This window comes from Marinobacter sp. AC-23, assembly GCF_001858325.1.
Classification (GTDB): Bacteria; Pseudomonadota; Gammaproteobacteria; order Pseudomonadales; family Oleiphilaceae; genus Marinobacter.
Window position 1 is genome coordinate 54005 of sequence record NZ_MBPP01000014.1, and the last position, 13096, is coordinate 67100.

The window sequence follows — 13096 nt, forward strand, 5'->3', positions numbered from 1 at the left end:
GCCTATTTTACAGTAAAGAGCATCTGGCAAACTTCACAAAGATCGCCTGCGAAGCAGGCAAGCGCAGAAACTGCTCTCCGGCAGTCTCGCGCTTGCGCAAAGCTGAATTCAGCCCACTGGCGCCCTATCGTCCGTAGCTGTCCACATTAACTTTAGAGTACACCTCGTCCCAATAAACCTGCGTAAGCTCTTCGCTGCTGTCCACATCTTTCACCAGATCGACCCACTTAATCAGCAGCGAGCGAAATGACTCAACCAGCTGCGCAGGAGATTCAAGCCCGTGAGTATCAGCATACTTGGCAGCGATAGCTTCAAGGTCCTGCTCGATAAACTCCTGAGTCACTTTGACCAGCGCAGCGTCAGGCTTGTGAATTTTAATTCCTTTCTCTTCAGCTGTTTCCATATTCGTTGCCGCTATCTCAGCGTAGCCCCAACTTAGAGCGCTGGCTTGCGCAGCAGAAGCGTGGAGCATAGTCCGGCGCTCACTGGCTGTCAGGCTTTTCCAAACGTCCGAATTAATATTGTTGGCAACACCTGAAAAGACTCCACCAGGCATGTTGGGTGTCATGTCAGAAGTAACTTCCATCAACTTGACGATGGTTAGCTCAGGCGCAGAATGCACGCTGCAATCAACAACACCCTGGCTTAGAGCTTCGTATGTTTCGTGCTGAGGAATAGATACGGCGGTTGCACCAACTGCATTGGCCCACCGCGCCCATTGGGCACCGCCAATGCGCAGGCGCTTACCTTTGATCTCTTCCAGCGTCCTTACCGGCGTGTTGCAAATCAGGAAGTATGACGAGGTTCCCCCGCCTCCCAGAAATAGTTGATTCTGCTGTTTGTATTCCTCTACACAGCTTGGGCAATTAAAGAAAACATACTCAGCCATAGCACCGGCAAAGGCCAGACCTACCTTCTCCGTAGGTGCGTCGGTCATTTCAATGAGCATTGTAAGTTCAGTGGCGAGATTGGTGCTCGGAAACTCCGACGGAAAGTATGGCGTCAGAACCAGCCACTGTCGGCCATACCGTCCCGAATACCTGGCGGAGTTTCGCTGAAGCTGAGTAGCGACTGAGCATACACTTTTGCAGTCAGATCTCCGCCGGAATGTTCTTCGATATCTTTTGCAAATACCTCCGCAGCTTTCGCACCTATGGAACCAGACGCATAGCCGGTTGCATAACTCAGCTGCCGTGCTTCAGCCATGCTGGTCATAGCTACACTTGCCAGAATTGCGGGAAGCAATCCACGTCTAACGAAATTTGGACAGTTCATTATTATTCTCCTGTATGCATTCAGTATTTTTATAATCGATTGCAGAAGTTCGCCAAGACAGAACATCGGGTGTTCTCACCAGCAATATCATGTTGGAAGCAAACCAAGCTCTTCGACATCGTCGGAAGCGACGAATCTTTCATTGGGCACACCCATTTGGCGTCAACCGGAGGCTCTTGCTTAACTACCGGGGAGCGGGCTGCATTTTTCGTCGTTTCAGACGATGTCTGTTGCCCGGCCATCGAATCATTATGAATAAGGGTTCCGAGGGGCGAGCTGCACGTACCTCCCCATCAACAACAATATGTTAGAGGTTTTATAATGACAGCAGTCACTCCCAAACCACTGTGGCAGCCAAGCCAGGCGCGCATTGACCAGAGCCAAATCAAAGGCTTCATGAATTGGCTTAGCGAGAATAAATCGTTGCACTTCAGTGATTACAATTCCCTTTGGGAGTGGTCAGTGGAGTCATTGGAGGACTTTTGGGCAGCTTTTTGGGAATTCTATGATATTCGGTCGACCACTCCATACCGAAGCGTCCTGAATAGTCACCAAATGCCGGGCGCTACGTGGTTCGAAGGTGCTCGACTGAATTTTGCAGAACAGGCTTTTCGTTTTCACCAAGAAGATTCAGATCGCGCGGCCATCATCTCTCGGTCGGAATTGCGTCCGACAGAAACCATCTCTTGGGCTGAGATGCGCAGCCAAATCACATCTGTTGCATATACTCTCAGGCAAATGGGGGTTGAGCCGGGCGACCGGGTTGTTGCCTACCTGCCTAACATTCCTGAAGCGGTGATCGCGTTTTATGCTTGCGCAAGTATCGGTGCAATCTGGTCTAGCTGTTCACCAGATATGGGGGTGCGTAGCGTAACAGATCGTTTTCGGCAGATTGACCCAAAAGTCATGCTGGCCGTGGACGGCTACAAGTACGGCGGAAAGGAATTCGATCGGCTTGAGGTTCTTAAGAATCTCAAAATCGAACTGCCTACATTGGAAAACGTGATTCTTCTGCCCTATCTCAAGCCAGATGCCCGCCTTGAGAATGCGACCCTATGGGACGATTTATTGGGCCACGATGTTCCAATGAAATTTGAACATCTGCCTTCGACCACCCTCTGTGGATAGTTTATTCGTCCGGAACGACTGGGATGCCGAAGCCCATTGTTCACGGCCACGGGGGCGCCTTGCTCGAAGGCGTGCTCGGCCACGGCCTACACCTGGATCTAGGCAATCAAGATCGCTATATGTGGTTCTCAACCACTGGTTGGATTATGTGGAATTGCCAGGTCAGCGGCCTTTTGGTTGGGGCGACCATCTGCCTGTTCGATGGTAATCCGGGGTATCCCGACTTAGGAACACTTTGGCGTTTTGCCGAAGAGGCCGAGGTAACCTTTTTTGGAGCTGGCGCAGCCTATTATCTAAGCTGCCTGAAAGCCGGGCTTGAGCTCCACAGTATCGCCGACCTCAAGCGAATTCGCTCCATTGGCTCAACTGGCTCTCCATTGCCGGAGCAGGGGTACAAATGGATTAACGGCCAGTTTGATGACGTGCTTATTGCGCCCATCAGCGGAGGCACTGACGTCGCTGCATTTTATGTCGGCTCCTGCCCGATCATGCCGCTCTATGAAGGTGAAATGCAATGTCGCACCTTAGGCACGGCGGTTTACGCCATGGATGATGACGGTAACATCATAGAAGACGAAGTAGGCGAACTGGTTGTCACCAAACCAATGCCATCCATGCCTCTGTATTTTTGGGGGGATGTCGATGGACAGCGTTATCACGAAAGCTATTTCGACGTGTTCCCGAAAGTGTGGAGGCATGGAGACTGGGTTCGAATAACACCCCGCGGTGGCGCAGTCATTTACGGCCGATCAGACACCACGATCAACCGCCAAGGTATTCGAATGGGTACCAGCGAAATATATCGCGTTGTCGAAGAGGCACCGGAGGTTGTAGACAGCCTGGTAGTAGACCTGGAATACCTGGGTCGTGACCCCTACATGCCACTGTTTGTGGTGCTGCGGGAAGGCGCAGAGTTAACGAGCGCGCTTGATCAGCGGATTCGTAGCGCCATACGCACCCACCTCTCAGCCCGACATGTGCCAAACGACATAGTCGAAGTGACCGAGGTTCCTCGCACTTTAACCGGCAAGAAAATGGAGCTGCCGGTTAAAAAGCTTTTACAGGGGGCTCCACTGGAGAGCGTCGCTAATCCCGACGCGATGGCCAACCCTGACAGCCTTGTCTATTTTGTTGAGTTTGCGAAACAGCACAAAACTGCAATTGTTTAAACAAGGTGTTTCACGGAGCCGCAGGTTCTTGATTTAAAGCCTGCGGCTCCCTTAAGTGAGGCGCGTGTCAGATAAGCCCGTAACGCCGCGCAATTGCAACAGCTTGAGTGCGGCTGGAAGCGTTCAGCTTGGAGTTTATATTTCGCAGGTGAGTACGCACCGTGCTATCTGAAACAAACAGTTTTTCTGACATAGCGCTGTTTGAATAACCCTCAGACAACAGCTGCAAAACCCGGGTTTCTTTTCGCGTTAGAGCGTTAAGTATCAGCTCGCCTGCTTCCGGCAATACGGCTGTCGACAATAGCGCTGACCCAAACGCTTCAATCACGCTTTCGAGATAGCTAACGAAAACCGGATCACTCTGATGCCCTGCCTCTCGGAATGTTTGATGATATAGCTTGAGCACAATGCCTGCCGCAGCACCTTCATCCACAAACAAGCGTACGTAACCCTCGGCGCAGCAGGTTGGCATAATATCGGCCATCACTGCGATTGAGTCTTCAAACCGGTTGCAGCGATACCACGCAATGGCTTTGAACAGTTTTAATTTTAGTACTCGCCGGTATAAAGAACTGTCTTGCGCTTCAGCTATCTCCATTTCCAGCGGTGAAAGTGCGCCTTGAGCATCGCCAGCTAGCACTTCCCAGCGCAGGCGTGCCATCTCCATATACTGCAAATCATTGGCAGGCATTCGATGTTTACGAACACGCCGCCAAAGCTGCTCATTGCCAGCTCTGTCAAGCTCCTGCTTTGCCGCATCTGGCCGACCCTGCGCAAGAAACAGTCGTGAGCGCTCGAGCCTGGCTGTTGCTACTACCCTCGGCAGCTTTCTAATCCTGCCCATGTGTTCCAGTTCAGTCAGAGCCTGAAACGCCCGATCAACATCTCCACAGTTGAACGCTAACCTCGACAACATAATGTCGCTGATCAACATGTGATCCGGCAATCCAGCTTCCCGCACCAGTGGGCCGTATACGTGCAATAAGCGGGCGGCCAACTCCAGGTTGTTCGCTTCATAAACTGTATTTGCGTGCAATACACCCGCCCAGGCATTACCACTGGTATGACTAAAATCATAAGTCGAGCTGGTAGCACCGACTGCCAGTCGAAAACGCGCAGCGGCTTGCTTCTGCCGCCCCTCCTGGAGATCAATCAAACCTTCCAGCGCTTCTGAATACATGGAGTTGAATGAGCTTGAGTGACTAAACTGAGCATCCCTGGCCCCGTCAAGGAGCTGACGAGCCTGGTCATAGTTGCCCATAACAGAGAACACATTCGCTCTGGAGTTAATCGACACAATGTCCGCAAACGGAGCATAACCAGAGAGCTCTCTCTCCCCTGTACGCTCTAGCTTACTGGCGTCCTCATAGCGATCCATCATGCCCATCATCAGTGGCTTGAAAGCAGGATATGTGATCTGATCACCGGGCTCTCTGAGGTCTCCAAACTGGTAGCAGTAAGCTTTCCAAGCGCTTCGTCCGGGCCCCGGGTAAACCCGACAGCCCACATATAAATCATTTCGAGAAGCTCATATTTTTTGAGCTGCTCTGCCGGAAGTTCGCCCAGCCAGCGTGCAAGAAGTTTCATTCGCCCCTGCGATAACAACCGCTCGGCATGCGCTTCCAACAAGGTCATTGCGCGACCGAACGCCTCCCCTCGATAGCATGATCGATCGCCGGAACGAAGCGCCCGGAATATTCGTACCAGTTTGATGCCGCCAAGTGCAGGTCGGCTACCGCTTCAGGGTACCTTGCGTACAATACGGAGCGTAAAAATTCTGCGAATAAGCTGTGATAGCGGTAAGTAAGTTGCTCGTGTTCGATAGGCGCAAGAAAGGCGCTACGGGTATCAAGGTGGCGCAACATTGCATCGCTATCACAACCCGGCACAAGAGCATTACACAGAGATGGCGTAAGATGGCGAAGAATACTCGTACGCAACAAAAAAGACTTAACTTCTTCAGGCTGCTGATCAAGCACGTCGTGAGCAAGATAGTCTGCGACAGCATCATTTTCACCAGAAAAACGCTGGATGAATGACTGTGGGCTCGCATTACCTTCAAGTGCCAACGAAGCCAGCCAAAGTGCGGTTGCCCAACCTTCCGAGCGATTGTGAACGCGGATGAGGTCATCGTGAGATAGTTCCAATTGGCGCCTGTTCACCAGAAACTCGGTAGTCTCCTCGACCGAGAAGCGCAATTCAGAAACATCAATTTCTAACAGTTGGCCACGCGCTCTCAGGCGCCCGAGGCCTAAATCGGGCAAGTGTCTGGAACCTACAATTATTTGACCGTGTGCCGGCAAGTGCTCGACTATTTCTCGAATAAGCCCAAGAACAGACTGCTCGTGAATTTTCTCAAAATCATCAATGAACAGAGCAAAAGCCGATCGGTTTTCTGACAACCGAACAACTATATTAAAGGCCGCCTCACTGGCGGTTTGGCTCTCAATGGCCTCTTCATTTGTTGTGTGGGCTTCACCTTCCGTCAACCGAGAGACTGAAGCGTTGAGGCAAAACAAAAACCGTGAGACGTCGTTATCGGCATCATCAATAGTGAGCCACGCCGTGGCAATGCCAGAGCTATTCATCCGAGACATGCTCTGGGTCATTGCAGTGGTTTTGCCAAACCCGGCCGACGCGCGAACAACGATCAACTTAGCCGCAGAGGCAGACAATATCTTCTGGCACAGCTCAGTACGCTGAACTTGGGCAGCTCTGGACGCAGGTGGGTTGAGTTTACTCACCATGAGAACACGCCTGGGCGTATGAGAAACAGGCATAGCGCTTAACGGCTCCGGAGTTAAATCAAATACCATCTACTCACTCAATGGAAATTTTGAGCGCTGCAGTTTTGTTGTTGTCGCCTGGATAGCAGCGCAAAAGCCTATCACAAAATGCTGAGCCCCCAGAATATTCCCTGTCGTACGACCTTAGTTTTCGAATTCGTCGGTTACGACGATGTTGCACTGTCCTGCCACGCTTATTCTTCAATGTACCTATTGTCGGCAAGGCAATGATCACCTTGCCGCAATCGATGCTGACGCACACAGACTCAATAAAAACAAGCCGGCCCTTTGAGGGTCGAAGTGGGGACAGGCATGTACGGTACAGGTCGTTTTTTGTCTATGGTCACGAATTTGATGACCGTAATCGGTGGACTGGCAATCGCCTTGATGATGCTGCATATCACTCTGGACATTGCTAGCCGCTATCTTTTTAACTCGCCCATTCCGGGCACCATCTCAATTGTTTCCTATTACTACATGGTTATTGCGGTATTCATTCCTCTGGCATTCGCTGAACAGAAAAACGCGCACATTTCAGTAGAAGTGGTCACCGCCCGGCTCCCTATGTGGATGCAGCGGAATCTGGAGCGCCTGTCCTTCCTTTTGTCGACAACTGTTTTTTCGCTGCTAACTGTTCGCACGTGGGAAGAAGCGGAAAAAAAGCGAAGCTTTGGCGCTTCCGTCATACAAGGCAGCGATGCGATTCCTATCTGGATCACCTATTACGTACTGCCCCTTGGTTGCGGGCTCATGTCGCTGGTGGTTTTTTACAAATTAATGAGTTCCTGCCTGGGAACAAAATCAGGACTGGACACTTCTACGGCACAAGTGGATGACCTAGACGCTAACGACGGGATGGGAAAATAATAATGTCAGACGTACAGATTGGCCTATCCGCGCTCGGGATTCTGGTTGCACTTCTTGCCTTACGAGTGCCTATTGGAGTGGCTTTAATAGGCGTTTCCTTCGGCGGCCTCTGGTACATGATGGGGTGGAACGTCGCATGGGGCGCCCTTGGTATTATTCCTTACCAGTTCGCCTCGAACTGGGTGTTGAGCTCCGTGCCGATGTTTTTACTGCTGGGTTTTGTTTGCTATCACACCCAGCTCACACAGGGGATGTTTCGGGCTGCCCGAATGTGGTTATCTGGCGTACCGGGCGGGCTGGCAATTGCTGCAGTATTTGGATCTGCAGGTTTCGCCGCGGTTTCCGGGTCGTCTGTCGCTTGCTCCGCGGCTATGGGCAGGATCGCCGTTCCGGAAATGATTCGCCACCGTTACCACCCGGAACTGGCCACAGGAACGGTTGCAGTAGCGGGTACGATTGGTGCGCTGATCCCCCCCTCAATAATAATGATTCTCTATGGAATCATCGCGCAACAGTCCATTACCGGGCTCTTCCTTGGCGGTATCAGTGCGGGCATTCTGACCGCTATCGGCTATATCGCAGTGATTCTGATACGGGTGAAACTGAACCCTTCGCTGGCGCCAGACACCAAAGAAATCATCCCTACCGTAGAGAAAATTCGCGCACTGAAGGACACCTGGCCGGTACTACTGATTATGATTGGCATATTCAGCGGGTTGTTCGGCGGCATTTTCACTGCAACTGAGGCAGGCGCAGTTGGAGCATTTCTTTCGTTGGTGGTCGCAGCACTTAAGCGCAGCCTCAACTGGACGCGCTTCCGTAACGCCATTCTCGAGACACTGATGACAACCGGCGCTCTTATCATCATCGCAGTTGGCGCTAGCCTGCTTACCCGCTTTCTGGCGCTATCCGGGGCGGGGGATTATTTGTCCGAGCTGATAATCAGCCTGAACTCGGGCCATTTCATGCTGATGCTGGCAATCGTGCTGATCTATGTGTTTCTGGGGATGTTCCTTGAACCCATCGGAGCCATGTTGCTGACCTTGCCTATCATATTGCCAATCGTAGACAGCGCGGGACTGAGCCTGCTTTGGTTTGGTGTCGTACTTACCAAGCTGTTAGAGATCGGCATGATAACGCCGCCAATCGGAATGAATGTGTTTGTAATTAAAAGCGTTGTAGGCAACCTAGCTTCCACCTCCGCTATTTTTCGAGGCATATTCTGGTTCCTGGTCATGGACTTTCTGATTCTGATATTCCTGATCGCCGTTCCTGACTTTATTCTATATCTTCCGTCTCTGGAGTGAGCTTTATGAGATGCTTCCAAGCCAGGATCACAGATGATCTGCCGAATGACAGCTTGGCCAAGTACTATGAGCAGGGCAAGGCCCTGAGCATGGCGGTATCTCTGGAAACTGATGCAGTAATAGACCCCTCCGAAACACGTAACTGGATTGCCAGGGGCCTGCGTCCGTAAAAAAACCAGGGCCAAGAGACGGCCAGCGCCGGCCGATGATCGACGCCTGGTAGACGCATTATTCTGAAGGATAGGGAAAGCTGCGATGACAGAATTACAAAAAACGCCTGATCAAGAGCCCTGTGCTGACAAGGCATTCAGGTATTTCATGCAGGTTCGGTACGGTGAATGTGATGCTCAAAAAGTGGTTTTTAACGCCCGCTATGGGGACTATATAGACCTCGCTGTCACTGAGTTTTTGCATCACCTGGGAGCAGACGATACTTCTATCGATACAGCATTCGATTATCAGGTGGTCAAGCTGACCATTGAATGGAAGGCTCCTGCCCGTTATCGCGACAAGCTGGAAATATCAGTCAGCACAAGCCACCTGGGCAACACCTCTTTTGCCCTGACCACGGACATCCGTAACGCGGTCACAGGACAGTTTTTGGCTACAGGCGAAATGATTGGCGTGGCTGTGCACCCCGAGACCCTCGAAAAGGTTTCCATTCCCGAATCCATAAAGCACGCCATGAAAAACGACGGGCAAGGTCAGTTTATTGATCATGCGGGGCTTTACACAGCCCCATAGGTCAACCGACCTCAAATACTGGAATCAAAACGCCCAAACCATGGCCATCAGTACACCCCAAGCCAATAGCGACGCCGCCATGACGGTGTAGGTGGCCGACATAGTGACCACATCATCCGGGCTGCGATGGCACAGGGATCTCAGGCCCTGATACACAAGGGTGCAGGAAAGCCCCATCGCAACCAAAACGGCTATCACACTAACAATCACTGCTGGCACCAGCAGAGCCAGTGAGGACAACCAAAGCGGCAAAGGCGCAATCGCCGCAAGCAAATAGGCGTTGTTATAGCTGATCTCCAGCTTATGGCTTTCTACCACGCCATGAATCAGCCAGCCCATCACAAAGAACGTCAACAGTTCTGCCAGGAAAAGAATGGTGGTAATAAAGCGCCATTCCTTGCCACCAAACCCGGCAATAAAATCATCGCCATAATGGGTTCCAGCGTAGTAAAGCAGCACCGGCGGCAAAAGCGACATGGGCACCACAACGAACCATGCAAGCATTGGTATGGATAACTGCCTTTGCTGAAGTTCTCCCCAGCCCCCATTGCTGGAAAACGGAAGTTTAAGCAAGCTTGAAACGTTCATGGCGGGTCTCCCTGCTCCCGGGTGGAGGCGTTTGCCTCTTAGGACAGCGTCTGTAATATTATGATGACTCTTAACTACTCTTTTTAGGCGCCTTTCGCCAAACCGTCAATCAACCGGGATGATCTTGAACAACTCAAGCACCAAGCGTAAGCAGAAGCCCCAGGCTTTCTGGCTGTTTTTCCCGGCAGCAAGCATGCTGGCAGCTCTTACCGTGCCTCTGTCTGTCTGGGCTGTGTGGTCGGGCACCGGCTGGCCTGCGGGGCTGCTTGGCGCTGGGCATGGCCACGAGCTGATATTCGGCTTTGCACTGGCTCTGGTTGCCGGCTACACCCTTGGACCACAGCCTATTGCCGTGCTCTATCCGCTTTTCGGCTTGTGGTTGGCGGCAAGGCTGAGCTGGATCCTGCTACCAGAGAGCCTTCTGGCACATATTCTGGGGCCAGCGTTTGCTCTGCTGCTTGCCTGGCATGTGGTGCCTCGCTTCAACGCCGCAAAAAAATGGCGAAATAAAATGGTAGGTCCACTCATTCTGGTGCTCTGCCTGCTTGCGGTCTTTTTTTGGCTCTCAACCGCGCTGGATTTGCCACGCACATCGCGGGTGCCCAGCCCATTCACACTCATGCATTCCGCCATTGCCGGGCTCCTACTGCTAATGACCTTTATGGGCGGACGGCTCATTGCGCCTGCGGTTGCGGGCACCCTGGAAAAGAAAGGTATACCCCTGGAAGCCCGTGTTCAGCCCCGAATAGAGGCTTATTGATCGTTGTGCTGGGGTGTTCCATTTTTTTCATGGCGCTTCCCGTAGCGAATAAACTAACTGGCAGCCTGTTGATAATAGCCTCTGGGCTTATCGCCATACGCACCTTGCGCTGGAAGCTATGGCTGTGCCCAGAGCGGCCAGATTTGCTGGTTTTGGCCGTGGGTTATATTTGGCTTGCCATGGGTGCGCTGGCAACTGGGCTGGCGTTGCTCCAGGGTAAATTACCCGCCCCTGCCCTGCACCTGATCACCATAGGAGCGCTAGGAACCTGTCGGCCAGCGTAATGCTGCGCCTGGCCTGGCAAAGAAGCCATCGCAAGCCACCGCCGGCTGGGGAAATCATCCCGATTGCTACCCTCCTGGCTATCGCCGCCATTAGCCGATTTATGGCAGGCGCTTCGCCCTTCAGCGCGCCCATTCTGCTATGGCTTTCGGCCAGCTCATGGGTTCTGGCCTATCTGTGGGTAACCGTAAGGCTCCTCATTCTCTCCAGGCATGCGAAAAACCGCAGGAAATGAATGGCTACCTCTCCTGCGCCAACCACAAGAACGATTACCTATTTGGGAATATCCCCACTGCATCTTATTGAATATTAACGGTTTAAAATCCCAGGCATTATCCAGTCACTAAGATCTGTCACCGCTCCCTATCTGCACAACCTTTACCTTGATAAATATCATGAATGAACACGTGCCTCACTTTGCACAATGGTATCAAGAAGCCCGGAACTCGCGACCAATGCGGCACAGGGCAAGCAAACCAAGGGAGCATTGTTATGGCTAAAACCAACGCCGACATCGAGCACTGGGATGTCGAAAATGAAGAGTTTTGGGAGCGGGAGGGTAAACACATCGCTTCCCGCAACCTGTGGATTTCCATCCCCAGCCTGCTCTTAGGATTTGCGGTATGGCTGATGTGGGGAATGATCACCACCCAAATGCAAAACCTTGGGTTTTCATTTTCCATAGAGCAGCTGTTTTCGCTCTCGGCAATCGCGGGCTTATCCGGTGCCACGTTGCGAATCCCCGCGTCCTTCATGATCAAAATCGCCGGTGGCCGTAACACCATATTTTTGACCACCGCCCTGTTGATGATACCCGCAGCAGGTACTGGCATTGCGCTGATGAACCCAGACACGCCGTTTATCGTGTTCCAGGCACTGGCTTTACTCTCCGGTATTGGCGGCGGCAACTTCGCCTGTTCCATGAGCAATATCAGCTCTTTCTACCCCAAGAGCAAACAGGGTTATGGCTTGGGGATGAACGCCGGGCTTGGTAACTTCGGCGTGACCACTATGCAGGTTTTGATTCCGCTGGTTATGACCATGGGCGTTTTCGGCTTTCTTGCAGGCGATCCTATGCAACTACAGAGCCCTAGCGGCACGCTCATTGGTCGCATTGAGGCAGGCACCGACACCTGGATCCAGAACGCCGGCTTTATCTGGCTGGTTTTCTTGATTCCCCTCGCCTTTGCCGGCTGGTTCCGCATGAACAACCTGAAAGTTGTTACCCCTAATCCAGGCAACCCGGCTTCAGCCTTCGGTAAAATACTTGGGCTTTATGGTGTTGGCCTTCTCACATCCGTTGCCGGCGTTTGGGCTCTGAGCATCATGAACATGTGGCTGGCTCTGCCACTGACTATCATTCTCACCGTGGTGCTGCTGCGCCTGATACCAGGGAATATCAAACCCAACATCAAAAATCAGTTTGCCATTTTCGGCAATAAGCACACCTGGTCCATGACCGTGCTGTATATCCTGACCTTTGGCTCATTCATAGGCTTCTCAGCTGCGCTACCGCTTTCTATCGGCGTTATCTTTGGCAACATGATGGAGGTTGCGGCCGATGGCACCATCACCCGCGTAGTCAACCCGGATGCGCCAAGCGCACTGACCTGGGCGTGGATGGGCCCATTCGTAGGCGCTCTGATTCGCCCGGTGGGTGGCTGGATTTCCGACAAGATGGGCGGCTCTATCGTTACCCAGATCATTTCTGTGGTGATGGTTATTGCCTCGGTGGCAACCGGCTACGTGATGATGTTGGCCTATAACTCCACTGATCCGAACAGCTACTTTGCCCTGTTCCTGATTTTGTTCATTCTGATGTTTGCCGCCAGCGGCATCGGCAACGGATCTACCTTCCGCAGCATTGGTTACATCTTTAACCAACAACAGAAGGGCCCAGTACTTGGCTGGACCAGCGCCATCGCCGCCTACGGTGCATTCATTGCACCCAAGTTGCTGGGCCAACAGATCCAGGCCGGTACCCCTGAAGTGGCCATGTATGGCTTTGCCGTGTTCTACGCGCTTTGTCTGGTGGTGAACTGGTGGTTCTACCTGCGCAAAGGGGCATACATCAAAAACCCATAAACAACGTCACTCTGTAAAAGTTTCGTTTCGATAACGTTATATAGAATACCCACGGGCCGGCGAATGCAGGCTGGCCGGTAAATACAGACAGGGAGTACCGTTATA

Annotated in this window: 16 protein-coding genes; 10 read left to right on the forward strand and 6 right to left on the reverse strand. The window is 52.2% G+C overall.

The genetic code is table 11. From position 1 onward, the window contains the following. Positions 1–124: 124 nt before the first annotated feature. Both dctP and BCA33_RS19690 read right to left on the reverse strand, forming a co-directional pair. Positions 125–949, reverse strand: a complete 825-nt coding sequence (gene dctP / locus BCA33_RS06140; protein WP_083394649.1) for a TRAP transporter substrate-binding protein DctP — start codon at positions 947–949, stop codon at positions 125–127. 53 nt (positions 950–1002) lie between these two features. Next, positions 1003–1275, reverse strand: a complete 273-nt coding sequence (locus BCA33_RS19690; protein ID WP_139172912.1) for a hypothetical protein — start codon at positions 1273–1275, stop codon at positions 1003–1005. Between the two features lie 321 nt (positions 1276–1596). Between BCA33_RS19690 and BCA33_RS20710 the strand changes: the two genes are divergently transcribed. Both BCA33_RS20710 and BCA33_RS20715 read left to right on the forward strand, forming a co-directional pair. After that, complete coding sequence (locus BCA33_RS20710) at positions 1597–2403, forward strand: AMP-binding protein (protein ID WP_217632621.1); 807 nt, start codon at positions 1597–1599, stop codon at positions 2401–2403. Positions 2404–2426: 23 nt separating this feature from the next. After that, positions 2427–3572, forward strand: coding sequence for an AMP-binding protein (locus BCA33_RS20715; protein ID WP_217632625.1), 1146 nt, complete (start codon positions 2427–2429; stop codon positions 3570–3572). A 67-nt stretch (positions 3573–3639) separates the two neighbouring features. Here the strand turns inward: BCA33_RS20715 and BCA33_RS20720 are convergent, their stop codons facing one another. From BCA33_RS20720 to BCA33_RS20730, 3 genes are read right to left on the reverse strand one after another with little or no spacing between them, the layout of a single operon-like run. Next, entirely contained in the window at positions 3640–4953 is a 1314-nt protein-coding gene (locus tag BCA33_RS20720) for a LuxR C-terminal-related transcriptional regulator (RefSeq protein WP_217632622.1), read from the reverse strand. A gap of 8 nt (positions 4954–4961) precedes the next feature. Continuing rightward, positions 4962–5159 (reverse strand): hypothetical protein, encoded by a 198-nt coding sequence (locus BCA33_RS20725; RefSeq protein ID WP_217632623.1) that lies wholly within the window; start codon positions 5157–5159, stop codon positions 4962–4964. A 44-nt stretch (positions 5160–5203) separates the two neighbouring features. Continuing rightward, the gene (locus tag BCA33_RS20730) at positions 5204–6319 is read right to left on the reverse strand and encodes a hypothetical protein (RefSeq protein WP_217632624.1); all 1116 of its coding nucleotides are present in this window, start codon (positions 6317–6319) and stop codon (positions 5204–5206) included. A 351-nt stretch (positions 6320–6670) separates the two neighbouring features. Between BCA33_RS20730 and BCA33_RS06155 the strand changes: the two genes are divergently transcribed. From BCA33_RS06155 to BCA33_RS06165, 4 genes are all read left to right on the forward strand, one after another. Then, the gene (locus tag BCA33_RS06155) at positions 6671–7225 is read left to right on the forward strand and encodes a TRAP transporter small permease (protein ID WP_071264255.1); all 555 of its coding nucleotides are present in this window, start codon (positions 6671–6673) and stop codon (positions 7223–7225) included. 2 nt (positions 7226–7227) lie between these two features. Beyond that, complete coding sequence (locus BCA33_RS06160) at positions 7228–8532, forward strand: TRAP transporter large permease (protein ID WP_071264256.1); 1305 nt, start codon at positions 7228–7230, stop codon at positions 8530–8532. Positions 8533–8537: 5 nt separating this feature from the next. Further along, a complete protein-coding gene (locus BCA33_RS20460) occupies positions 8538–8702 on the forward strand; it encodes a hypothetical protein (protein ID WP_175469713.1) in 165 nt (54 codons plus the stop codon). A gap of 85 nt (positions 8703–8787) precedes the next feature. Continuing rightward, positions 8788–9276, forward strand: coding sequence for a thioesterase family protein (locus tag BCA33_RS06165; RefSeq protein WP_071264258.1), 489 nt, complete (start codon positions 8788–8790; stop codon positions 9274–9276). Between the two features lie 24 nt (positions 9277–9300). On the opposite strand, the gene BCA33_RS06170 is transcribed toward BCA33_RS06165, so the two are convergent. Beyond that, positions 9301–9864 carry a Yip1 family protein gene (locus BCA33_RS06170; protein WP_071264260.1) on the reverse strand — a complete coding sequence of 188 codons (564 nt, stop codon included), beginning with the start codon at positions 9862–9864 and terminating at the stop codon, positions 9301–9303. Between the two features lie 124 nt (positions 9865–9988). Here BCA33_RS06170 and BCA33_RS21455 point away from each other — a divergent pair, with 124 nt between their 5' ends. The 4 genes from BCA33_RS21455 (at position 9989) to BCA33_RS06180 (ending at position 12991) form a co-directional block, all read left to right on the forward strand. Further along, a complete protein-coding gene (locus BCA33_RS21455; protein WP_254774222.1) occupies positions 9989–10624 on the forward strand; it encodes an NnrS family protein in 636 nt (211 codons plus the stop codon). A 29-nt stretch (positions 10625–10653) separates the two neighbouring features. Further along, entirely contained in the window at positions 10654–10908 is a 255-nt protein-coding gene (locus tag BCA33_RS21460; protein WP_254774223.1) for an NnrS family protein, read from the forward strand. Further along, positions 10908–11141, forward strand: coding sequence for a hypothetical protein (locus BCA33_RS21465; protein ID WP_254774224.1), 234 nt, complete (start codon positions 10908–10910; stop codon positions 11139–11141). Before BCA33_RS21460 ends, BCA33_RS21465 begins: the two co-directional genes overlap by 1 nt. Positions 11142–11398: 257 nt before the next feature. Beyond that, entirely contained in the window at positions 11399–12991 is a 1593-nt protein-coding gene (locus BCA33_RS06180) for an antiporter (RefSeq protein ID WP_071264262.1), read from the forward strand. Positions 12992–13096 lie beyond the last annotated feature (105 nt).